Origin of the sequence: Salinivibrio sp. PR932 (genome assembly GCF_001996125.1) — a bacterium.
Taxonomy (GTDB): domain Bacteria; phylum Pseudomonadota; class Gammaproteobacteria; order Enterobacterales; family Vibrionaceae; genus Salinivibrio; species Salinivibrio proteolyticus.
On record NZ_MUFM01000009.1, the window covers coordinates 98,153 to 121,767 of the forward strand.

Annotated in this window: 23 protein-coding genes; 11 read left to right on the top strand and 12 right to left on the bottom strand. The window is 50.1% G+C overall.

The window, feature by feature from the left end; all coding sequences use genetic code 11:
- Positions 1–26: 26 nt before the first annotated feature.
- Positions 27–941: a siderophore ABC transporter substrate-binding protein gene (locus BZG84_RS06680; RefSeq protein WP_205907452.1), complete on the bottom strand. Its 915-nt coding sequence runs from the start codon at positions 939–941 to the stop codon at positions 27–29.
- Positions 942–1,458: 517 nt separating this feature from the next.
- Here BZG84_RS06680 and BZG84_RS06685 point away from each other — a divergent pair.
- From BZG84_RS06685 to BZG84_RS16325, 5 genes are all read left to right on the top strand, one after another.
- Positions 1,459–1,629, top strand: a complete 171-nt coding sequence (locus BZG84_RS06685; RefSeq protein WP_069586728.1) for a XapX domain-containing protein — start codon at positions 1,459–1,461, stop codon at positions 1,627–1,629.
- A gap of 22 nt (positions 1,630–1,651) precedes the next feature.
- Positions 1,652–2,362, top strand: coding sequence for a purine-nucleoside phosphorylase (deoD, locus tag BZG84_RS06690; protein ID WP_069586729.1), 711 nt, complete (start codon positions 1,652–1,654; stop codon positions 2,360–2,362).
- 18 nt (positions 2,363–2,380) lie between these two features.
- The gene (locus tag BZG84_RS06695) at positions 2,381–3,847 is read left to right on the top strand and encodes a lactate dehydrogenase (RefSeq protein ID WP_077480350.1); all 1,467 of its coding nucleotides are present in this window, start codon (positions 2,381–2,383) and stop codon (positions 3,845–3,847) included.
- A 105-nt stretch (positions 3,848–3,952) separates the two neighbouring features.
- Complete coding sequence (gene hdfR, locus BZG84_RS06700; RefSeq protein ID WP_077678085.1) at positions 3,953–4,807, top strand: HTH-type transcriptional regulator HdfR; 855 nt, start codon at positions 3,953–3,955, stop codon at positions 4,805–4,807.
- Between the two features lie 144 nt (positions 4,808–4,951).
- The gene (locus BZG84_RS16325; RefSeq protein ID WP_157893189.1) at positions 4,952–5,128 is read left to right on the top strand and encodes a hypothetical protein; all 177 of its coding nucleotides are present in this window, start codon (positions 4,952–4,954) and stop codon (positions 5,126–5,128) included.
- Between the two features lie 200 nt (positions 5,129–5,328).
- Here BZG84_RS16325 and nagZ read toward each other — a convergent pair whose 3' ends face one another.
- Positions 5,329–6,333, bottom strand: coding sequence for a beta-N-acetylhexosaminidase (gene nagZ, locus BZG84_RS06705; protein WP_077480347.1), 1,005 nt, complete (start codon positions 6,331–6,333; stop codon positions 5,329–5,331).
- Between the two features lie 314 nt (positions 6,334–6,647).
- On the opposite strand from nagZ, the gene BZG84_RS06710 reads away from it, so the two are divergent.
- Entirely contained in the window at positions 6,648–7,760 is a 1,113-nt protein-coding gene (locus BZG84_RS06710) for an anhydro-N-acetylmuramic acid kinase (protein ID WP_077678076.1), read from the top strand.
- Positions 7,761–7,806: 46 nt separating this feature from the next.
- Here the strand turns inward: BZG84_RS06710 and BZG84_RS06715 are convergent, their stop codons facing one another.
- A complete protein-coding gene (locus tag BZG84_RS06715; protein WP_077678077.1) occupies positions 7,807–10,383 on the bottom strand; it encodes an EAL domain-containing protein in 2,577 nt (858 codons plus the stop codon).
- Between the two features lie 283 nt (positions 10,384–10,666).
- Between BZG84_RS06715 and BZG84_RS06720 the strand changes: the two genes are divergently transcribed.
- The 3 genes from BZG84_RS06720 (at position 10,667) to tkt (ending at position 14,894) form a co-directional block, all read left to right on the top strand.
- Positions 10,667–11,683 carry a sugar-binding transcriptional regulator gene (locus tag BZG84_RS06720; RefSeq protein WP_443216378.1) on the top strand — a complete coding sequence of 339 codons (1,017 nt, stop codon included), beginning with the start codon at positions 10,667–10,669 and terminating at the stop codon, positions 11,681–11,683.
- Positions 11,684–11,865: 182 nt separating this feature from the next.
- Positions 11,866–12,816 (top strand): transaldolase, encoded by a 951-nt coding sequence (tal, locus tag BZG84_RS06725; RefSeq protein ID WP_069586735.1) that lies wholly within the window; start codon positions 11,866–11,868, stop codon positions 12,814–12,816.
- A gap of 83 nt (positions 12,817–12,899) precedes the next feature.
- A complete protein-coding gene (tkt, locus tag BZG84_RS06730) occupies positions 12,900–14,894 on the top strand; it encodes a transketolase (RefSeq protein WP_077640904.1) in 1,995 nt (664 codons plus the stop codon).
- A 91-nt stretch (positions 14,895–14,985) separates the two neighbouring features.
- Here tkt and BZG84_RS06735 read toward each other — a convergent pair whose 3' ends face one another.
- Positions 14,986–15,174 carry a hypothetical protein gene (locus tag BZG84_RS06735; protein WP_077662684.1) on the bottom strand — a complete coding sequence of 63 codons (189 nt, stop codon included), beginning with the start codon at positions 15,172–15,174 and terminating at the stop codon, positions 14,986–14,988.
- A gap of 97 nt (positions 15,175–15,271) precedes the next feature.
- Here BZG84_RS06735 and soxR point away from each other — a divergent pair, with 97 nt between their 5' ends.
- The gene (soxR, locus tag BZG84_RS06740) at positions 15,272–15,748 is read left to right on the top strand and encodes a redox-sensitive transcriptional activator SoxR (protein ID WP_077678078.1); all 477 of its coding nucleotides are present in this window, start codon (positions 15,272–15,274) and stop codon (positions 15,746–15,748) included.
- 205 nt (positions 15,749–15,953) lie between these two features.
- A complete protein-coding gene (gene cspE / locus BZG84_RS06745) occupies positions 15,954–16,166 on the top strand; it encodes a transcription antiterminator/RNA stability regulator CspE (RefSeq protein WP_069586739.1) in 213 nt (70 codons plus the stop codon).
- A gap of 153 nt (positions 16,167–16,319) precedes the next feature.
- Here cspE and BZG84_RS06750 read toward each other — a convergent pair whose 3' ends face one another.
- The 8 genes from BZG84_RS06750 to BZG84_RS06785 form a co-directional block, all read right to left on the bottom strand.
- Positions 16,320–17,492 carry a tetratricopeptide repeat protein gene (locus tag BZG84_RS06750; RefSeq protein WP_077678079.1) on the bottom strand — a complete coding sequence of 391 codons (1,173 nt, stop codon included), beginning with the start codon at positions 17,490–17,492 and terminating at the stop codon, positions 16,320–16,322.
- The gene (locus BZG84_RS06755; RefSeq protein ID WP_077481514.1) at positions 17,492–18,118 is read right to left on the bottom strand and encodes an energy transducer TonB; all 627 of its coding nucleotides are present in this window, start codon (positions 18,116–18,118) and stop codon (positions 17,492–17,494) included. Before BZG84_RS06755 ends, BZG84_RS06750 begins: the two co-directional genes overlap by 1 nt.
- The gene (locus tag BZG84_RS06760) at positions 18,118–18,522 is read right to left on the bottom strand and encodes an ExbD/TolR family protein (RefSeq protein ID WP_069586742.1); all 405 of its coding nucleotides are present in this window, start codon (positions 18,520–18,522) and stop codon (positions 18,118–18,120) included. The genes BZG84_RS06755 and BZG84_RS06760 overlap by 1 nt, the downstream gene beginning before the upstream one ends.
- The gene (locus BZG84_RS06765) at positions 18,522–19,067 is read right to left on the bottom strand and encodes a MotA/TolQ/ExbB proton channel family protein (protein WP_077678080.1); all 546 of its coding nucleotides are present in this window, start codon (positions 19,065–19,067) and stop codon (positions 18,522–18,524) included. The genes BZG84_RS06760 and BZG84_RS06765 overlap by 1 nt, the downstream gene beginning before the upstream one ends.
- Positions 19,067–20,416 carry a MotA/TolQ/ExbB proton channel family protein gene (locus BZG84_RS06770; RefSeq protein WP_077678081.1) on the bottom strand — a complete coding sequence of 450 codons (1,350 nt, stop codon included), beginning with the start codon at positions 20,414–20,416 and terminating at the stop codon, positions 19,067–19,069. Before BZG84_RS06770 ends, BZG84_RS06765 begins: the two co-directional genes overlap by 1 nt.
- The gene (locus BZG84_RS06775) at positions 20,413–21,195 is read right to left on the bottom strand and encodes a DUF3450 domain-containing protein (protein WP_077662751.1); all 783 of its coding nucleotides are present in this window, start codon (positions 21,193–21,195) and stop codon (positions 20,413–20,415) included. Before BZG84_RS06775 ends, BZG84_RS06770 begins: the two co-directional genes overlap by 4 nt.
- Before the next feature lie 286 nt (positions 21,196–21,481).
- The gene (locus BZG84_RS06780; protein ID WP_077678082.1) at positions 21,482–22,831 is read right to left on the bottom strand and encodes a metal-dependent hydrolase family protein; all 1,350 of its coding nucleotides are present in this window, start codon (positions 22,829–22,831) and stop codon (positions 21,482–21,484) included.
- Between the two features lie 330 nt (positions 22,832–23,161).
- Positions 23,162–23,386: a hypothetical protein gene (locus tag BZG84_RS06785; protein ID WP_077678083.1), complete on the bottom strand. Its 225-nt coding sequence runs from the start codon at positions 23,384–23,386 to the stop codon at positions 23,162–23,164.
- Between the last annotated feature and the right edge of the window lie 229 nt (positions 23,387–23,615).

Here is a 23,615-nt window from a genome sequence, read left to right on the forward strand (position 1 = left end):
GTCAATATTAGCCAGTTATTTAGCGGTTAGAGAACGCGATTTACATCGTCGATCATCTTATCCATCGCCGTCATGCCCGCCATGGTGATGTACCACGCCGTTGGGTCTAGATAGCTAATGCGATTATTCTGGTGGGCTGGCGTTTTGTTAACGAGTGGATTATCAAAGCGCGCTTTCGCTTTTCCTACACCTTCCCCGATGGCTTGCTCACGGTCTAGCACGAGCAGTACATCCGGATTGGCATCGGCAATATACTCGAAAGAAATCAAGTTGCCATGAGAGCCGGCGACCTCTACATCGTCGCTTTTCGCAGGTTTTAGGCCGAGCTCATCAAACACCATACCAAAGCGGCTTTTCTCGCCGAACATTGCCACTTTGCTACCGTTGCTCATCACCATCAACGCATTAAAGTTATCCGCAGCGGCTTTGTTACGTGTGCTAGCAATTTTGGCATCCATCTTTGCGATGATTGCTTCCACTTTGTCTTGTTTGTCGAAGACTTGACCTAGCATACGCCAGTTTTTCTGCACGCTCTGCCAGTATTGGTTGTAGTCTGCTTGGAACATAATCGTCGGGGCGATTTCTTCCAACTCTTTCATCAGGGAGGCCATACGTGCTTCAGCAATAATCAGGTCCGGCTTGGCCATGAAAATAGCCTCATAGTCCGGCTCTTTTACCGTACCCACGGCGACGTACTTTTCATCTTGGTACTTGTCCGCAAGATAGTCGGGCATCAGTGACTTGACCACACCCACAGGCTCAACACCAATACGATCTAACACGTCTAAGCTACCTTGGCCCAACACGACCACACGTTGTGGCACACCATCTATCTCGATTGTTCCCATCGCATGCTCAATGGTTTTTGCCGCGACTTGGCTACCAAATAGTAAAGATGTCGTTAAGATAACAAGTTGAAAAATTGAACGAAAAGCTCGCATCGCTAGTTCCTCATCAAGGTTGATGGCAGCATGCTAGCGCAATTAAAAAACGAAGTCACGAATAGAAGTGAGAATCGTTCATATTTATAATTATATTGATATTGCGCAAGATAAGAGACATCAATCTGTGTTTGCTATCCGAGCAGCGATCAACAGCAAAAGTGACTCAGTGAAGGCTGATGCCTACCTTGATCTGGCGCAAAAGAACTGTTTTTGTTTGCGCCACTATCCCCTCACACACCATCGAAAATGCCTACGTGATCACACGCCATGCTCTGAATGACCAAAAAGCAAGCGATTGCATCGACACTATCAACATATTTGGTAACCATTAGGGGGTATTCGCGGTAATATGCAGATAGTTGTGATCGGGATCGCGCGTTACTAGGGCGTTGTTACATACACTGAGTCCATCTCATCCGGCGCTAGAGCAAAGACAATAAAGACAGTTAGAACTGTCGCAAAATCGGCACCGACATGAGTTTGACTGCATCTAATAAGTTGTTTGAGGGTTACAATGAACGAGATTTTACTTGCGGTCGTCGCTGGTGCCATCGTTGGCTTTTTCTTCAGCGCGATCAAGCTACCACTGCCTGCTCCCCCAGTACTATCGGGGATCATGGGCATTGTTGGTATCTACCTTGGCGGCATGGCCTATCAGGCCGTGATCGAACGCTTTTTCTCTTAACTTAAGATAATTGGAGCACATTATGGCTACCCCACATATCAATGCCGCAGATGGCGCCTTTGCTGAAACCGTCCTGATGCCAGGTGATCCACTTCGTGCGCAATACATTGCCGAGAACTTCTTGGAAAACGCAGAGCGTGTCACTGACGTACGTAACATGTTTGGCTACACCGGCACCTACAAAGGGAAAAAAGTGTCAGTGATGGGCCACGGTATGGGTATTCCATCTTGCTCAATCTACGTGCATGAGCTGATCAAAGACTACGGCGTGAAGAATATCATTCGCGTTGGTAGCTGTGGCGCTGTGAAAGACGATGTAAAACTGATGGATGTGATTGTTGCACAAGGTGCATCAACCGACTCTAAAGTGAACCGCACGCGTTTCGCGAACCACGATTTTGCTGCGATCTCTGACTTCCACCTACTGGAAACTGCCGTGGGTGAAGCGCGTAAACAAAACGTTTCTGTTCGTGTGGGTAACGTCTTCTCTGCGGACTTGTTCTACAGCCCAGAAGCGGATCTGTTCAACACCATGGACAAGCTTGGCATCCTTGCGGTTGATATGGAAGCGGCAGGCATCTACGGTGTGGCCGCTGAGCTGGGCGCGCGCGCACTGACCATTTTGACTGTGTCTGACCACATCATCCGTGGTGAAGCCTTGAGCTCAGACGAGCGTCAGAAATCATTTAACGAAATGATGACTGTATCGCTTGAAACAGCGATCAACCTGTAAGTGTTGATCGGAGGAAACGTGTCTAGCGGCAAACTGCCCCCAGCTGCCGGTGACTTGCAGCTGAACTTTTGTAAAACGCTCACTTGCCCAAATTTTGGGTCCACTGATGAGCAGCATTACTTGGTTCAGCACACCAATCCGGCACGCCCAACCTTGGTATGCCGCGAGTGTGGTGCGTTTCCTCCATTGCTTAACAACCATCAAGTGCATGCAGAGCTGATCACTCAGCGCCAACTGCATGCCGATGGTTTATGCGCCTGCACCAACCCAGATTGCGAGCACCTGGGCAAACCCGTACTCACCCACCGAGCCTGCTACCATGCGTTTGGCTACAGCGGTGATAAACAACGCTATCGCTGTAAAGGGTGTCAAAGCACCTTCGTCGATCGCTGGTCGGGGGTGAATAAAAAAAGTGAGTTACAGCAAAAGTTGTTGGCTTACCTTTTCACAGGCCACACGGTGCGAGAGATTTGCCGCCGTCTAACGCTAAACCCCAAAACCTTTTACGATCATCTCAACCATATCGCCGCTCGCTGTCGGCAAAAACTTGCAGCTTATGATACGCGCTTTTTAGGCGAAACCACCCAAGGCCATCTTGCCAGCGTACACGCGCCCTTGCAGCCACACAGTCAAAATGGCGTGCAATGGCTCGCTACGGGGGAAGCACATAGCGGTTATGTGTTGCTGCAAGACGTGAATTATCATTCGTACGATCACCCAGTGGTCAATGCTCAGCACGATCCCTATCAAGATCATTGTCGATTTATCGCCAGTGCGCCTGATGTCGACCGAAGCGAAATACTCGCGACACCCGAGGGATTACTCGGTCGCGTGGATGCAAAATATCGCGCGGTTTTCGCCCGCTCGAATGTGGAAGACCCGTATACCCAGCCACTACATTTTATCTATCCCAACCGTGGCACCTTGATACGTCCACAGTACACAACCTATGCCCACTACCTAAACCTCAAGCCATTATTGGCGCATTGGCAAAACATTGTGGTGTTTTCACCGCAAGAGCCTTTGCTCCGCTCCGCCTGCTTATCAGTCTTTGAAGCTGACATTCGGGATAAACGTGTCAGTCATGTATACGTTGAACAGGACGCATACTGGCAACCCGGTGCAGAGCCTGAGAAAATCGATATCGTATTACTCAGTTGGTGGCGCGATCGCTGGGCGTTTACGCGCAGTGGTGAAGGCACAAAAGCCATTTGCGATCATGGCCAAGCAAAAGGTAAAGAAGCCTACTGGTTAACCCATGCTAGCTGCGATACATTGAAGAAATATCAGCAACATTTTCATCAGCAATTTGCGCTGTTAGTCAATGAGCCTCGTCGACGTTTACGTCCCGGCGGCCTACTTCCCCTGCTTGATATTTACCGCGCGTGGCACAATTTGTGTTGGCAAGACAAGCAGCATCAAACACCGGCTCAGCACCTTGGTTTGACCGACCGACCGCTGACGTTGGCCGATTTGCTCCTTTAACCGCGGTTTCCTTTCCATTCCCTTGATAAATAGAACTGTGTGACTTGACGCGTATCGCTTTTTGTTGCCTAAATAAGGCTGTGATTTGTTTGCAGGGTGTTTTATTTGGATATTCAACTTCTTCGTACCTTTATCGAGGTCAGTAAAACACGTCATTTTGGCCACGCGGCCGATAATCTCTATTTGACGCAATCGGCAGTTAGTTTTCGAATTCGTCAGCTCGAAACCCAACTCGGTGCCCCTTTATTCATTCGTCAACGCGGGAATGTTCGGCTCACAAGTGCCGGAGAACGCATGCTGCCTTATGCGGAAACCTTGTTACAGACGTGGCAACGGGCTCAGCAAGATGTCACCTTGACGCAAGCCGCCAACGAGCAGCTCACTATTGGCGCGTCCCCAACACTTTGGGAATTAGAAGGGGTCAGTGACTGGATTAATCGTATATGTGCCAATCAACCTGATTGGGTGATCCGCGCTGAAGCTACGCCTCGACAAATGCTGGCGCGTCAATTGATTGAAAAGCGCATTGATGCCGGTCTGACGTCTGAATTACCCAAACTCGAAGGATTGCACTCCCATCACCTCGGCGATTATCAATTGCAATTGGTCAGCCACCTGCCCGATGTGACCATGGCAGATATCCAAGACTTAGCGATCGTCTATTTGGATTGGGGAACCCGCTTTGCTGTCGAGCAAAGTCGTATTGAGGCATTGCAACGTCCACCCGTCCTCCACACTCAATCATGTCACCTTGCGCTTAATTATTTACTCACCCACGGCGGCATAGCATTTCTACCGTCTCTGGCTATTCAACCATACATCGACCGTGGACAACTGCATCTGGTAGGCACCAGCCCAGCATTGGTTCATCAGCTTTATYTTGTCTGGTTAGATGGCAGCGATAAATCACATTTAATCAATGATTTACAAAACTCTACTGGCCAGCTTATCCCAGAGTAAAAAAAACACGTTTGCAATGATAATTTCACTAGTCGGCGGTGAATTTTTGGGCTATCTTAACCTTTAAGGGTGACGCGCGCGTTGCCTGAATATCCGGCTGCACACACAGCCACGTAAATACATTAGCGTTAGGAAAGCACCACCATGGCACAGTGGGATCAATGGTTAAAACATGGCTCTCAACACAAAGAGAAGTTCAAGTCCCGACACCACGATTATTTTGATGACGAGGCACCACGCGGTAAAAAAGGTAAGAAACGTCAGCAGAATAAGTCACGCCGTCAACAACACGATGATGGCTTTTTCGGAGATGACCGTTGACAAACAGTCGCTAGCCCCCAAACAGATTGCATGACACGGTGGTCACACCGCCCTGCAGCAACAAAACGGGTTGAGGCGCATAGCGAGATAGCACACGCACAGCTAAATAGAATACAAGTAAAAGGGCAACGTCTTTCGGCGTTGCCCTTTTGTGTACTGCAAGTCACAACGGCCATCAATGGCGTACTGAAGGATATGTATTACGCCGTTGCCGCCTCCCAATTGGCCTGATGAGCAGTGACCTGAGCTCGGGCTGATTTCCAACGCGTATCAAGCTGCAAATCTACCCAGTTGATCGTTTTTGCTACACGCAATTGGCTGGCCGCGGGGACATCGGTGATAGGCAAGGTATCGAGAACGGCAACCGCGCTATCCCGGTCGTTACAGACCAACACCATATCACAGCCTGCTTCCAAGGCTGCGCGGGCGCGAGCCGGTGCATCGCCTAATACATGTGCCCCACCCATACTGAGATCATCAGAGAAAATCAGTCCTTTAAAGCCCAGCTGCTGGCGCAAGATCTGGGTCAACCAGAACGCGGACGCACTGGCGGGCCGCGCATCATGATGTGGATACACCACATGAGCCGGCATCATGGCATCCAGTAAGCCTTCCTCGATGAACGCTTTGAAGATGGCGAAATCCGACGAGTGCAACATCTCACGCGGATCATTCGGCGTCACCAGATGGGAGTCTTCCTGTACCCCTCCGTGACCCGGAAAATGCTTGCCCGTACTGGCCATACCCACCGTACGCATTCCTTGGGTGAAGGCGCGCGCATAACGAATAGCCTCCGCGGAATTGTCACCAAAGGCGCGATCTTTAATCGCTGCGCAGGCAAATCCTAAGTCCAATACTGGTGCAAAGCTTAAATCAATCCCATGCGCGATAAGCTCGGCGGCCATCAACCATCCGGCTTGCTCGGCAACGCTGACATCCGCCTTGAGGGCCCCATAAGACTGCGCCGCAGGAATACGCGTGAACGGCGCTTTAAAACGCTGTACACGCCCCCCTTCTTGATCGACACCAATCAGAATGTCGCGCCCCGCTGCTGCACGGATCTCCGTAGTGAGCGCCTGCAATTGCTCACTGTCATGATAATTGCATGCAAACAGGATGACACCGCCCACGCTAGGGTGCGCTAAGATCTCTTTTTCTTCACTGTCGATACGCTCTGCGTGAACATCCAACCATACTGGCCCCATCATATCTCCTTCATTCTGTTGTCAACCGACTGCCACGCAGGCACGTTATAGTGGCGCAAAGGCATTACCGGAACGTGAATGACTTGGCAATTGAAAACTTTATGACGTATTCATGCTGTGCGTCTGCCACGCTGACAGCCATTATCACAACAGAATAATCAAGCACTTTGCCTAGATTCGCAATCTGTTTATACTCGTGCCATGAAAAGGGAGTTCGATAAAGTAGCGCCCTATCAGGGATCCCCTAATCTGTCCGCGCAGGGTGTCAATAACGCCCAGTGGTTGCGCAATTTGTGCATTGATAAGGAACACACATGCCTCAACCCGCAGCAGATATATACATCGGTGTGATGTCTGGCACCAGTTTAGATAACATTGATGTCGTGGCAGTACGCTTTACACAAGCTGGGCACGTTGAGCCCATTGCGCGCCATAGTGAAGCCATGCCGCAAGACATTAAAGCAACCGTGATCAGTTTAAGTCGCGGCCATCCAGTTGCAATCACTGCGATTGGGCAGTTAGATCGCCGCCTTGGCGAGTGCTACGCCAATGCCATCAACACCTTGCTAGAAATCGCAAGCTTGCGCCCCAAACATGTCGCTGCAATCGGTTGTCACGGACAAACTGTGTATCACCAACCCAGTGGTGATTATCCGTTTACCATGCAACTGGGTGACGCCAATGTGATCGCAGCGCGAACAGGCATTACCACGGTTGCCGACTTTCGCCGCAAAGATATGGCATTTGGCGGCCAAGGCGCGCCACTCGTACCCGCATTCCATAACGATTTATTTTCCGATGCCAAGCAGCCAACCGCAGTGGTCAATATTGGCGGTATTGCCAATGTCTCCATGATATGTCCCGACCAACCCTTATACGGTTATGACACGGGGCCGGGAAATATGCTTATGGACGCGTGGATACAACGTCATAAAGGTCAAGCTTATGATAAAGACGGCGCCTGGGCTGCCAGCTGCTCCGCCTACCAGCCATTACTACAGCGTTTGCTCTCTGACCCTTATTTTTCACGCCCCGCGCCAAAAAGCACTGGGCGAGAATACTTCAACCTTGACTGGCTGGATCGCCACTTACTGGCGTTTTCACTCTCCCCGTCACAGGTGCAAGCCACACTACTTGCACTGACGGCACAAAGCATTGCCATGGCGATACAGCCTCATGAGCAAGGTCGCGTGTTTATCTGTGGTGGCGGCGCACACAACCAAGCGTTGATGGCAGCACTGCAGGCGGCGCTGCCTCAGTGGCATATTGCGCGCTCAGATGACGTGGGGATCAGTTGCGACGACATGGAAGCCATCGCGTTTGCATGGTTAGCCCGCCAAACCCTCTATAATCAGCCGGGCAACGTGCCCGCTGTCACCGGTGCTAGTCAGGCCTGCTGTTTGGGTGCCATTTATTTGCCCTTTTAGAAGGGGTATGAAGGAAATAGAGTGAGGCTTATCCGGCTGTATATGGTTAGCCGGATGAGCTTAAGCGACCTTGCCGTAAAATAGTGACAGGTTGGACATTGTCCATACGCTGAACATAAGCCTGATACTGATTGAACGGTAAGGGACGCGAGTAGTAAAAGCCTTGGCCAACATCCACGCCATAGCGTCGCAATAGCGCTTCCGCTTCTTCACACTCCACCCCTTCAGCAACCACCATGACCCCAAGTGAGCGCGCCATATCTGTCGTCGCACGTACAATGCTTTGATGGCGACCACTTTGGGGTAAATTGCGTACAAAGCTGCGGTCAATTTTCAACTCAGTAAATGGCAGCTGTGAGAGAAAATACAGCGATGAATAGCCGGTGCCGTAGTCATCAATCGATACCTCAATACCACTAGCCGACAGCTCACTGATCAAACGCTTCAGCCAATCGTAGTCTTCAACCATCACCGATTCAGTTAGTTCAAGAGAAACCAGATTCGTTGGTACATCGTATTGGCTTGCCAGATCAACCACTCGCGCCGCTAAGTTCGGGATATAAATGTCGGACGCACTGATATTGATGGACAGGCGCCGACAGTGACCGCTAGCAATTAACTGTTGCTGCTGTTGGAAAGCACGTCGAATCACCCATAAGGTCAAGTTGTTGATAATACCCACATCCTCAGCCATGCGCACAAAGACATCGGGGGAAATCTGCCCAAAGCGTGGATGCATCCAGCGTGCGAGTACTTCAGAACCATGAATGGAGCCTGTTCGTAAATCAATTTGAGGCTGGTGATAGAGTTCCAGCCCATCGTTTTCAATTGCCTCACGCAGATCTGCTACTAACGAAACATGAAGCTCGTGATACTTGTGTTCGTGGTTGTTAAAGTGGGTATATCCTCCGAGCACGGAACGATGTTGCTGCAGTGCTTGCATGGCGCGATTGATCAACAGGCTTGGGTGCGCGCCATCAGACGGATAATGACACACGCCGATTCGCGCATTGATGTGGGTAATAAAAGACCCGATGGCAAGTTCACCGTTAAGTCCCTCAATGACGGACTCTAAAATATGGTTACATGTCTCTAAGTCCGCCTCCTGAATCAAGAAGGTAAATACCCCCTCTTTGAGGCATCCGAGTTGTTGGAAAGGGGTGTCTGATTCCGTATCAATCTGATAAATCTGTTCAACATCCAAGGCTTCTAGAATTCGATCAACGATCGTATTGATATACGACTGGCGCGTATCTTCATCAAGGTAGGGCAATAGATTATTGTAGTTGTCAATGGTTACACAACATAGGTTAAAGCTAATATTACGAGCAATGAGCTCATTGATCGCAATGTGAACCACATTGGTATTAGGCAAGCCGCTTAATTTATCATGCGTTAAGGAGTCCATGGCGTTCATTCGCTGGAACCGGAAACGCTCGGCTAAGGCAACCGAAAACAACATCATGGTGAGGCCCATGGAAAGCATCAACGCATAACGGCTCATTAAGGTGTATTCGCTGTAGCCGAGCAGCAGCGCATAAAACGCTAATCCACCCGCCATTGCAGGTAGCCACGACAACCCAAATAACAGCAACCAAAATTTACCCGGTTGCCACTGTTTGATTAAAAAATAGATGACTAACCCATAAATCGGCACTTGAGACAGTAACACTAACGACGCGGAAATATACGGTGGAGTGATAAATGTAAGCAGCGCCAAGCCAGCTAAAGCACCTGTCGCCATCAAGAACATGGAACGGACACGTTGGTAGCCGCGACTGCGCTCAAAATCGAGGAAGAAGTAGGTGAACCACAGCGCAATGGTCAGCAAGCATACAGCAAATGCTAGGATATGGTTACTGACAAAAACTTGGGCCCAATCCGGTAAAAAATAGCGACTGAAACCATGATTAGCGCTAATCAAAACCGTCGCCATCAATGTGTTTAAAACATAAATCAAGTACACACGCTGTCGGCTGTAAACGTAAACTCCAACGCTATAAAGCGTGACTAACAACATAAAAGTGATAAAACCGCCCCACAAAAGATGAATAGCTTTGGCGAGTTGGTCGTAGGCTTGATGTGACATCACCCAAAGTGGCATGGTTGGCATATCACTCGATGTCACTTTGATTAGCAATGTATTCGCTTTATCAGGTAGGAGCGTGACCGGTACTGAGGCAGGAAGAGACATATTTGCTAATCGCGATTGAGTAACATCGCCTCCCTCATACTTAGTCACGATCTGATCGCCATCAACCAGGTGATACGCATCCAAGTAATCAATCGTCGTATTATCGGTCAGAATATGGAGATGACGCTCAGTTAACCCTTTATAGTCAAACTCCACTTGTATCCAAAAGGTCTGATATTCTAGCTTCCAGGGGATTGCTTCAGGGTTTTGTACAGTGGCAAACGGCGCGTGCTCAATCACGTAATCGAGCGGTAACTCGTTAGTCTCGTCAATAAAGTAACGGTATTCCACATCGAGCAAGGGATCATTGAGCTGTGAGACACGGGTTAGGCTAGCGATACCATAAAAAACAGACGCCACAAACCCAACGGCGAGTGCAATAGTGGTCCAGATGAGTGCCTGTCGCGATTGCAGAGCCTGCATTTGCATCTTCACTCCAAATTTTATAGTGATTGACCCAGCAGACCAGTCCAACCCTGCCAATCTGTCATGGTTTTTACGACACCGTGAATAATTTTCAAGGCTATCATTTGTAAATCTAGATAGACATGGCTAATTTTTCAAACACAGATCTCATCTTTATTACCTCGTCAGCCCACAGCGAGTGAACACTTAACTTATCTTTGAACATTTGTTCATTACAATGTTCGCCGCTATACTGCAATCAATTCCATTCAGGGCAGCGCCCTAGTAGCCAATGAGTACACCGATAATGACGATGCCAACCTCACCAGACGCGTTGCAAGAAGACACCGATTTATTGACTGAAATCGCTATTCTTTACTACCAACAAAGCGCCACACAAGAGGAGATCGCACGTAAGTACAAGATCAGCCGCCCCAAGGTCAGTCGGTTGCTGCGACGAGCGCGAGAGGAAGGGATCGTCGAAATCACAGTGAAGTTTCACCCCGTCCATAGTGCGCAGCTTGAGCAGCGTTTAATGGACAGGTTTAATTTAAAGCGCGCACTTATCTCTCTCGATCAACCCAGTGCCCAAGAGCAACGTATGCAGGTAGCAACACTCGTCTCAGCTTACTTGGATGCCAACCTGAACGACGGTATGGTCGTCGCTGTTGGTCAAGGACAAAATGTCGCGGCAGTCGCAGACCACCCAGGTGTGGTGTCTCATCGCCAAGCACGCTTTGTCTGCGCCATTGGTGGTACGCACCGCAGTGGTGATGCATTTAACGCTGACCATATTTGTCGGCGTCTAGCCAAAAAGTTTGGTGGAAGCAGCGAAACCCTCTACGCTCCTGCCTATGTCGACAACGAAACCATTCAACAAGTCTTTGTTTCTCACCCCAACATCAGCGAAACCTTGAACCAAGCCAGAAAAGCAGAGTTTGCGCTGGTGGGAATTGGCGATATGGATGAAAATAGCCACATGGTAAAACTTGGCTGTTTTAGCGCCCGAGAATTTGTAGAAGCACGGGTTAACGATGGTATTGTCGGTGACATTGGCGGCTTTGATTTTTTCCGCATGGACGGTCAACCGACCGATAATCTGATGCGAGGCCGTGTAGTGGGTCTCGCTATGCCAGATTTGGCGCGTATTCCTAATGTGATTGCCATGGCAAGCGAAAGCCGCAAAGCGTTGTCCATCTTAGGTGCACTGCGTACAGGTGTCATTGACGTGTTAGCAACCAGTGCCAGTTGCGCCATGGCGCTATTGAATATGTCAGAACCAGCACCGAACGAGAAACGGATCACATTTCAACAGCCAGAGTAAACCACATACAAAGAAGTGAGATGTATCGCGGGTTTATTTCGCAATACAATTGACAATCGACGTTAAAAACACAAAGATCGTCACATCATTTGCTCAGGCGCGTTGCATCTGTTCATATTCAGAGCAGGCGCTAACCCGCAAACGTGGCGTCTGAGCCTATCACGCAGAAAAGGTGAGTGAAGATGAGCAACAAACTGGACCAACTCCGCGCCCTGACCACCGTTGTCGCTGACACTGGTGACATCGAAGCGATCAAAAAGTACCAACCACAAGATGCAACGACAAACCCGTCGCTGATCCTGAAAGCCGCGCAAATCAAAGAATATGCGCCGCTCATCGAAGAAGCGATTGCTTACGCCAAATCACACAGCAACGACGCCGATCAACAAGTGGCAGATACTTGCGACCGTCTTGCCGTGAATATCGGTAAAGAAATCCTCAACGCTATCCCTGGCCGTATTTCAACCGAAGTGGATGCACGCCTATCTTACGACACTGACGCCAGTGTGGCGAAAGCTCGTAAATTGATCAGCATGTACAACGAGGCTGGGATCAGCAACGACCGTATCTTGATCAAACTCGCCTCAACCTGGGAAGGTATTCGCGCTGCAGAGATCTTAGAAAAAGAAGGGATCAACTGTAACCTGACGCTACTATTCTCTTTCGCGCAAGCGCGCGCCTGTGCCGAGGCTGGTGTTTACTTGATCTCACCATTCGTTGGCCGCATCATGGACTGGTACAAAGCGAAGGAAGGCCGTGATTTCACACCAGCAGAAGACCCGGGCGTGAAATCCGTCACCACCATCTACAACTATTACAAGTCACATGGCTACAATACTGTGGTCATGGGCGCAAGCTTCCGTAACACCGGCGAAATCTTGGAACTGGCAGGCTGTGACCGTCTAACCATTAGCCCACAACTGCTGCAAGAGCTCAGTGACGCAGAGGGTGACGTGCCAGTGAAATTGCAAGATACTGGCGCCACAGAGCAGCGCCCAGCGCGTATGACCCATGCTGAGTTTATGTGGGAACATAACCAAGACGCGATGGCCGTTGAAAAACTGGCTGAAGGCATCCGCAATTTCGCGGTTGACCAAGGCAAGCTCGAAGCCATGATTCGCGAGCAACTGTGATTTAACACAATAAAAGCGGCTTAGGCCGCTTTTATGATTAACGTCGATACCGTATTCAACCTGTTCAATCTGTAGGTATACACATGGAACGCAAAATGCTAGCCAACGCCATTCGCGCCCTTGCGATGGACGGAGTTCAACAAGCTAACTCGGGACACCCAGGTGCCCCAATGGGTATGGCTGATATCGCCGAGGTTTTGTGGCGCGACCACATGAACCACAACCCACAAAATCCAGACTGGGCAAACCGCGATCGCTTTGTGCTATCAAACGGCCACGGCTCAATGCTGATTTACTCACTGCTGCACCTTACGGGTTATGACCTTGCCATTGACGATCTGAAGCAATTCCGTCAATTGCACTCAAAAACACCGGGTCACCCAGAGTACGGTTATGCTCCTGGCATCGAGACCACGACCGGTCCGCTTGGCCAAGGTATTACTAACGCCGTCGGTATGGCCGTGGCTGAGAAAGCACTGGCTGCTCAATTCAACCGTGACGGCCATGATATTGTCGATCATCACACATACGCGTTCCTTGGTGATGGCTGCCTGATGGAAGGTATTTCTCACGAAGCCTGCTCGCTAGCCGGTACCTTGGGCCTAGGTAAATTGATTGCGTTTTGGGATGACAACGGCATCTCAATCGACGGTCACGTTGAAGGTTGGTTCTCTGACGATACGCCAAAACGTTTTGAATCTTATGGCTGGCAGGTTATCCCTGCGGTCGACGGCCACGATCCTGCTGCGATTCAAGCAGCTATCGAAGCGGCAAAAGCTGAAACCGGCAAACCAACGCTTATTTGTACCAAAACCACCATTGGTTACGGTTCGCCAAACAAAGCCGGTAGCCATGACTGCCACGGCGCACCGTTAGGCGAAGACGAAATCAAAGCGGCACGCGAATTCCTTGGTTGGGAGCACGGTCCGTTTGAGATCCCACAAGACATTTATGCACAATGGGATGCAAAAGAAGCCGGTGCCGCCAAAGAAGCGGCATGGAACGAAAAATTCGCTGCCTATCAGGCGCAGTATCCAGAACTCGCGGCGGAATTTACCCGTCGAATGAACGGTGACCTGCCTTCAAACTGGGACAGCGAAACCCAAAAGCTCATCAAAGACCTACAGGCTAACCCTGCGAAAATTGCTTCACGTAAAGCGTCGCAAAACGTACTAGAAGCCTTCGGCAAACTGCTACCTGAACTGCTTGGCGGTTCGGCGGATCTGGCGCCATCAAACCTCACCATGTGGTCTGGGTCAAAAGCCATTACCGCTGACGATGCAAGCGGTAACTACCTACACTACGGTGTTCGTGAGTTTGGTATGACGGCCATCATTAACGGTATTGCATTGCATGGCGGCTTTGTACCTTACGGTGCGACCTTCTTGATGTTTATGGAATACGCGCGTAACGCGATGCGTATGGCGGCCCTGATGAAGGTGCAAAACATTCAGGTTTATACTCACGATTCCATCGGCTTGGGCGAAGACGGCCCAACTCACCAGCCGGTCGAGCAAATGGCTAACCTGCGCCAGACACCAAACATGAGCACTTGGCGTCCATGTGATCAGGTAGAATCAGCCGTTGCGTGGAAGGCAGCCGTTGAGCGTAAAGACGGCCCAAGCGCGTTGATCTTCTCGCGTCAAGGCCTTGCCCAACAAGAGCGTGATGATGCACAGCTTGCTAACATTGCCAAAGGCGGCTACATCCTGAAAGATTGCGCGGGCAAGCCAGAGCTTATCTTGATTGCAACTGGCTCTGAGGTTGAGCTAGCCGTTGATGCGGCGGCACAACTGAGTGAGTCAGGCAAGCAAGTACGTGTGGTTTCCATGCCAAGCACGGATCTGTTTGACAAGCAAGATGCAGCCTATCGCGAATCTGTATTGCCATCAGACGTGACAGCGCGTATCGCGATCGAAGCCGGCATTGCCGACTACTGGTACAAGTACGTGGGTCTAGACGGTCGTATCATTGGCATGACGTCTTTTGGTGAATCAGCACCGGCTGGTGAGCTATTTAAGATGTTTGGTTTCACCGTTGAAAACGTTGTGGAAACCGCCAACGAACTACTCGCCTAGTTCCTTATAGCCAGCGATTAGCACGCTAACGCGCACAAAGGCCAGTCTTAGACTGGCCTTTTTTATGTCCTTTCGCCACGGTTCAGTAAAGTCAGTAAAGAAAGCGACTGGCTGATGGACGACGATGATACGCAGCTCTCACACCGAGATCGTGGCGAAGATGTTCAGAGAGCTCATCTGTTGAACAAACGTTCAACATTTTATTAGATCGCGTAATGCCAACCGTGATAGTGACAACCTTCATCACAGTGATGGTAAAACCTTGTTTCGTAATTGCCATCAGTGACTTTCCTCTCATTATTTTTTCAACATACTCGCCATCATAAAACCTCAAGTTATATTGAGGTAAATGAAAATCACAGCTACGGGAGCAAAAAATGACCATGAGTGTCGGGCAAGTGGCTAAGCGTGCGGGGGTAAAGGTCTCTACCCTGCATTTTTACGAACAAAAGGGGCTAATTATGAGTCAACGCAACGCGGGTAACCAACGTCGTTACGACCGTGCAGTGCTGCGTCGCCTCGCCGTGATCAAAGCGGCGCAAAATGTTGGCCTGTCACTGGATGCGATTGGCAAAGCACTCAGCGAACTTCCTTCACACCAAGCTCCCACTCAAGCGCAATGGCGTAAAATGGCAGAGCACTGGGATCAGACCCTGAACGACCAAATTGCGCGGCTTCAACAGCTACAGTCAAGCCTCAGTGGCTGCATCGGCTGCGGCTGCCTCTCTATGAAATCATGTGCGCTCTATAATCCCAATGACGCGGTGGGCGAAGCCACCAAAGATGACAACGTGCTCAACCACCCAAAAACCAATGTGTCTGATCTTTTAAAACACTGGGGACAAAATAAGTAATAAACGCTTTACATGAACTGGGATTGCTGTATGGTGGACACAGCTCTGGAACATGGAGCATCAATGATTCATCAAGTAAAAGTCGACATAAGCTACGCTATTATCAATATTATAGAGTTTCTAACGTTACCCACTTTCGCTTTTAGACATTTCATCGACTCCGTTCAAAGCTACCCTATTTATTTTAATTTAAGAGAGAATGATTATGTCTAATCAATCAACTGGTATCGTAAAGTGGTTTAACGAAGAGAAAGGTTTTGGTTTCATCACTCAAGACAGCGGCGAAAAAGACGTGTTTGTACACTTCCGCGCGATTGTTGGTGAAGGCTTTAAAACCCTTACCGAAGGCCAACGTGTAAACTTTACCGTTGAGCAAGGCCAAAAAGGCCCACAGGCATCTAACGTTTCTGTTGCATAAGAAACCTTGTCTGACTGATTGTAGGGCGCCGTTGGCGCCCTTTTTTGTGCCTGTCGTTCAGATACCCGCGATAATAAAAAGGCCCCACAAGCACTTGCTGTGGGGCCTTTTGTAACCTTGACCATCAATTAACATTGATTAGCTTTGCATTGATTAGCTTTGTTGCATCTTCTGACGTTTTTTCAAAAAGGAGAGCCAGCTTTCGACGGCTTCATCCGGCGAAATACGTTGCGCGACTTTGGCTTGCTCAAGGGCATGATCAAACTGATTCAATTTGTAATACGCTTGTACTTTCGCTAGCGCAATATCCTTCTTAGAAGCCCCTTTTTCAGCCCTATCCAGCGAAGTGAGTGCTTGCTGATAGTCACCCTGCTGAATTTGCATCAAGGCCAGCTGCCAGTGATATTGGCTCTCTTTCTTAGCGGCCAGTTGCCAAGCTGAAATGGCCTGAGGCCATTCACGCGCTTGTTGCCAAAGGCTGGCTTGCTGAGCAAGTGTTTGCGCATCTTGCTCGCTCTCAGGCAGTCCCTTCAGCCACTTGGCTGCGCGCTCAGGAACACCGACATTGGCGTAAAGCTGTGCCACTGTCCGTTGCTCACTCGGCTCTAGAGCTATCCCTTTGCGCTTGGCAAGTAAATAGGTGCTAATCGCATTTTTCGGCTGTTCTAAGCGCACATAGTTGGCCGCCAATTGACGCCACCACTGTTTATTATCTGGCTCAAGGGCAATCAAGGCTTTTAAAGTGGGGGTCGCCCCGCGCCATTGCTCCAATTGCAATTGCGCCCCAAGCTTGAGTGACAATGCCGACACGGTGGCCGTGTTATTCATGGCGCGCTCATAATCCGGATACGCAGCCAACACTTTCTGCCATTGCTCGCGTTGATAATGCGCTTGCATGATACGCAGCCACACATCTTCGGCCTGCTCGGCTTTCTCTTTGGGCACCGAGCGGGCAAGCGGATAATAATATTGCAATGCCGCCGCATATTGCCCATCAATCAGCAGTAAATCGGCTAACATACGCTTGGTTTGCCATGCTTGCGCATCTTGCAATTGCTCGCTATCTACCGCGCGCTTGATATGAACAATCGCTTTATCATTGTTGCCATATTGCCAATAGAAAACCCCCAGCGCACGGTCAACAAAGGCTTTGTCAAAATCACGTTTCACATTCAGCTTGTTGAGTAGCGCAATGGCTTCGCCCAACTTAGACGCTTGCTCTAACGCTTGTGCCTTTTCAATCGATAAGGCAACCGAGGGTGACAACTGCGCCGCGGCAGGCAGCGCAAACATCAATGCCAAGGTAAAGATAAGTCGTTTCAACATTAGCGTAAGTTAAACTCCAATTTGATCTGCTGACCCGGCTGCGCCACGGCTTCTCCATTCACCACTTTGGGCTCGTACTTCCATTTACGCAGCGCTCGCAGTGCTTCACGTTCAAACACACGGGGCGGATTTGCTTCAACCACACTTAAATCTTGCGGTCGACCGGAAGGGCTAATGGTAAAACGCACCACTACATACCCTTCTAAACCACGACGCATGGCGCGTGGTGGATAATTGGGTTCCACTCGAAACAGCGGCATGGCCTGCTGATTATTCGGCCCCTGCATGACGCTTAAATCTCCCAGAGAGGGAGCTTGCACCATGACGCCTTGAATGTTGGTCTGCAAATTCAGCGTTGGCATATCCGGCTGAGCGGAAGCTGTCGATTGTGTTTGCGTTACCGGCGTCGGCGTATCTGGCATTTCCGGTGGTTTCGGCCGCTCTGGCACCGTGCGCTGACGACGCTGCACATCGGTGTCTGGCTCCTGCATAAAAATATCGATGCTCATCGAGGTCGACTTTTCTTGCGGGCGCTGGGTACTGTGACCCACCATCAGAGCCATCAGCATAAATAGGCCTAACGTGAATACCAGCGCGACTGGCATTGAAATCAGCCATCGCTTCATTATGGCGACTCCGTAGCCAAGGCAATACTCGCGATCCCTGCTCCCTTGGCAGCATCCATCACTTTCACGACGGTGCCATTATACGCCAGTTCATCGGCTTGAATCACAAGGGACGCATCCGGCTTATCCAACAGCACATGCTCTAACGTCGCTTCGACACGCTCTACATCCACCAAACGCTTATCAATATAGATTTCATTCGATGCGGTCACTGCGACAAAGATACCGGCATCTTTTTGGCTGGTTGCATGGCTCGCCTCGGGACGGTTCACTTCCACCCCGGATTCGCGCACAAACGAGCTGGTGACGATAAAAAAGATCAACATGATGAACACAATGTCCAACATGGAGGTTAAATCGATTTGCGCTTCCTCGCGCTGCTTATGAGGTCGAATCAATCGCATTACTGACTCCGAAGCGCCTGTTCAAGCGCAACTTCTCGGCGCTGACAGGCTTTAACTAAACGGGCGTGGGCAAACATGCCGGCAAGGGCTGCCACCATGCCAGCCATGGTCGGCAGCGTGGCCATTGAGATCCCCGATGCCATCAAGCGTGGTTCGCTGGTCCCTTGACTGGCCATCACATCAAATACCGAGATCATTCCAGTGACTGTGCCCAACAGGCCCAACATCGGGCAAATAGCCACCAGCGCTTTAATTAAATTGAGGTAGCGCCCCAGTTCATGCTGCGCTTCAAATAGCCACCCTTGGCGAATAGCGCGTGCATACCATGAATGGTGATCAGTGCGTGCTTGCCAGGCCGATATCCACGCTTGCCGTTGTGCCGGAAACCGTGAGTATAAGTACAACAAACGTTCGATCACCAAAACCCAGCAAAACAGCACTACCACACCCAGCCACCATAGCACTGGCCCACCTTGCGCCATAAAATGGCGCAAGATAAACCAAATATCTTGGTGATTGAATTGGGAAAGTAGCTCTACATCCATCATGCTGCTTGTCCAGTGGCCGCCGTATTCGCTGGTTGCTCGGCTTGTTCTGCAACAAGGCTAATACTTTGTTTTTCTAACATACCTCGAATATGATCGGCCTGCCCGCTCAAAATATTATGCGCAAGAAGCAGTGGGATCGCCGCGATCAAGCCAAGTACCGTGGTCACAAGAGCCATCGAAATACCGCCTGCCATCACTTTCGGGTCGCCATTACCAAACTGGGTAATCACTTGGAAGGTTTCGATCATCCCAGTCACTGTTCCTAACAGACCCAGCATTGGCGCCAGTGCTGCCAGTAGTTTCAACATAGAGAGACCTTTTTCACAGCCTTGCTGCTCATCGACAACCGCTTCCAGCAAACGTAACTCCAGCGATTCAACATCGCGTTGTGGTGCATCGTGATACACCTTAAGGACACGACCCAGTGGGTTATCCTCTGGTGACTCTGGATGTTTCAGCTGACGATGCATTTTGGCATGAATAGACAGCAGTACCGCGCCGCGATAGAGCGCAATTAACAGACCAACCGCTAATAACGCCGCAATCACTTTGGCCACAAAACCACCTTGGCTAAAACGATCCGCCAAGCTTGGCGCTTTCTCTAATTGACTGAGGAGAAAGCCGCGCGACGGATCAACCAGTACAGGCTCACCCACCGAGGTGATCGCTTGCTCAAGCGTGAATGTGGTGAGGGTATTATCAGGTTGCGCACGATACGGGATCGCCACCTTTCTATCCGACTGCCAGTTTAAATAGCCCTGCGGGCTCACCAGCCCAAGGTTACCGATGCGTACTACCGACTGCTCAGACGACACGCCTTGCGCATCCACAACCGGCAGCGTCAACGCTTGCAGTTCGCTGCTGGTTTGCATTTGGGTGAGCATCCCTTGCCACAGCGTATTTAGCTGTTTGAGTGACGGCAATGTATCGGCGGCAACGATCTCTGAAACGGTTTGATTAAAGGTCGGTTGCGTGATGCCAACATAGCTGGAAGCACTGTCGGTTTGAATGGTTTTGCTCGCTTGACGCACTACGCCAAATAGCTCTCCCAAACTGCCCGATTCTAAGCGAAGTTTATCTTCCAACGACGCCAGTTGTTGCTCGTTGTCACTAAAAGTGTCACTGAGTTTTTCGGTTTCCGCCTCAAGCGCATTACGGGTTGCTTTCAACTGATTCAGTTTGGCGCGCAGCTCCCGCTCCGTCATCGCAAACTCCGCTTCACGCGCTTGGTTGTGTTCACGGGCTTGCTGCTGCGCTTGTTGGGTTTGGCCCACAAGATCGTCAGCATGGGTCAAAGGCGCGACAGCAATAAAACAGGCTGCAGCAATCAGGGTTTTCCAGCTCATGATTTCACCCCTTGGTTGGCACTTAAAGGCAGAGATAACAACGACGGCGCCACTTGTTTTTGTGCAACCGCGAAGGCTTTATCCACGGCTTCGCCCGCACTCGCATCCAAGGATACCCACTGCGAATCTCGTGTGCTCCATACCCAATGCTTCTTGCCATCAAGGCTACGCGCCACCAGCGACACGCGACCAAGATGCAGCACATCCACTTGATGCGCCCGACCATCCAGCGCAATGGTATCTTGGTAAGCATCTAGCTTGGTGCCATAGTCACGCTCAATTTGATAGGCCTCGAGAATACGGCGAAACTTCTCCGAATCCGCCACATCGGCGCGACCCATCATCGCTTGAAGTTTTTCTAGGCGTGCTTGGCGCTGCTCCGCTTTCAGTGGCATATCTTTAGCAATCCACTGTTCCAATCCGTCAAGCATGCGGTACATCAAAGGTACAATGCCTTGGCGCGTCTCTTTGATCTCGATGATTTGATCGCGAAGGCTTTGTGCTTCTACCTGTTGGTTGCTCACCAAGTTTTGTAGGTGATCGCGGTAGATTTCTAAATTACTGATCTGAGTTTGGATTTGCTCAATTTCTTGACGCATAGCCAAACTGGCATCGGCGCGGCGATTAATGCGTGATTGCGACTGCGCCGCTTCTTGGGTGGTTTTACCCTCGATGGCTTGCGCCTTTTCGAGCTGATCTGCACTCACCGCTGGCGTAAACGCCAAACAGGACGCAACGCCCAGCACGAGCCGAAATGAAGACGATTTTATCATGGTGATATCTACAAACATGCTTGGTGATATGGCTTCCGCCATAAACAAAAGTGAGAATAGTTTCTATTTGCGTGTAATGTACCGAGTTTGGCGGCAAAGATCTAGCCTAGCAGCATAGGGAGCGGAGAATATTGCGGCTTATCAGTAAAGAAGAAGTGACAATAAAAACTAAAAACACATCAAGTAGATAGCGACCAACTGGGTGTTAGCCTAACTCTGCACTTGGCCGATTAAGCCCAAAGACAACAGCGCACGCCATTACTCTCTTTTAATCGCGTGCACTCATTGGCTATCAATACCCTGTTGTTTCCGAGGTGTTTTTATAGATTTTGCCGTTTTTCATGATCACAACGAAGTGCGCATCAGGCTCAGCAATCAGGTCGAGATTCTCCAGCGGATTACCCTCAACAAGCAGTATATCGGCGATAGCGTCCTCTTCTATCACCCCTAATTTTCCTGGATATGGACTCCGCTTGCCAGACAACGCAAGCAAGGCTGCATTCCCAGACGTTGCCATCGATAACACTTCAGCCGGCGTGTACCACTTTGTCATCGTGGTTAAGATCGCGCCTTGGTTTTTGGTCATGGCAGGATTGAATAAAATATCTGTGCCCCAAGCCACCTTAAGGCCATATTGCTTGGCAAGCTTAAAGGCGTTGTCGGTGCCTTGGGCGACCTGTTGCTGTTTTACTTTCGCCTCTCCTTGCGTCGGATTCGAGTACTCGTTAGCAAGGAAGGCTTGGCCGCTCAGCCATACGCCTTTTTCCGCCATTAATTGTGCAGTTGCTTCATCCATGAGCTGTCCATGCTCAATCACTTTCACACCCGCGTTGATCGCAGTTTGAATCGCTTTAGGCGTGTAGGCATGTACCGTCACATAGGTGCCCCAGTTATCTGCCGCATCTACCGCAGCGCGGAATTCTTCTTCCGAGTATTGGGCCACATCAATCGGATCATACGCAGAGGAGACGCCGCCTCCCGCCGCGAGTTTAATTTGCGAGGCACCCAACATCAGTTGCTCGCGAACGCGCTTTCTTACTTCCGCCACCCCATCCGCTATCACACCACCATTCAGCGATTCACCGCGGCTCAGCCCAGCATTGTTCGCGGCAGGCACCTCATAACGCATCCTAAAATCACCATGTCCGCCTGTTTGCGAAATCATTGCACCGGAGGGCCAAATGCGCGGCCCGGCGACTATACCCTCGTCAATCGCTTTTTTCAGACCAAATACCGGCCCACTAAGATCACGTACACTGGTAAAGCCACGCATTAACGTGCGCTCAGCTTCTTGTGCGGCCCGAAGATTGATATAGCCGACGTCTGCAGTAAGCAGTTGTGGGACGGAAACAGTCGCCAACATCGCATGCCAATGTGCATCAATCAGCCCCGGCATCAGCGTGCGTCCCTCACCTTGGATCACAGTGGAGTTCAATGACGGCACCACGTCAATCGGGTGACTCGAAATCCGTGTGATCTTGTTTCCCTCAACTAAAACATGTTTTGGGACCGAAAGCTGCGCAGATTGACCATCGAAAATACGCACATTTTCAAACAACACACTTTGTGGATGCGGCGCCAACTGCGCCTTAACCGAGACCACCAACAACAAGCCGCCCACAACGAACGTCATCCATCGCATCAACCTCTCCATCTCACACTCCTTGTACTCAGTAACAAAAAGCGACTCAAACCTTGTCCACAGCGCCTGCTCCTCGCTCATTGAACAAACCACAGGACGATGAGGTTCTGACCGCACTGTCTATTAAATTAGCCAACCACACCAAAAAGCCCAAATTTTTAGAGAGTTATCGCAATTTTGTTGATCTTGCTGTGGCACGCTCTACGGCCCATTGAATATATCTCGTTCCCACACTCCTGCGTGGGAACGAGATATATCCATAAATGAGTACGATGAAATAAGACCAGCGCCTAGATGTTACTGCAGGAAGTTTACTTTATTCTGGAGAAGCTAATCGTCGTCCTCGCTGTTAGCCTCGTCCTCTGGCTCAAAGCCGGTTTTCGATAAATCTGAGAACGACTCGGCTAGGTTATCATTCACTTCTCGACAGCTTTTTAGAATCGCATCGCGAAGCTCTTCGCCCATGGCCGCATCGGTACCATTGGACTCAATCAGTTTGTCGAGGTATTGGTCAAAGTCATCCGGTAGACCAAAATCGAGAGTCGGTGTTGGCATGATTCCTCCTAGCGCATGAGTTTGGCGCGCATTATTCACTCCTATTCAGACACCTGAGAATGGATAGCGAGCCATTCTATAGTAACGACGAACACGTATTACTTTCTTAAGATAGCGCAGGATAGGTAAAGTGCGTATCAACAAATAACTCGTTCCCACGCTCCTGGAAAAGCGTATTATGCCCTTTACTAGGATTAAAAAATTACTTAAAAATCAATGGTATAATATC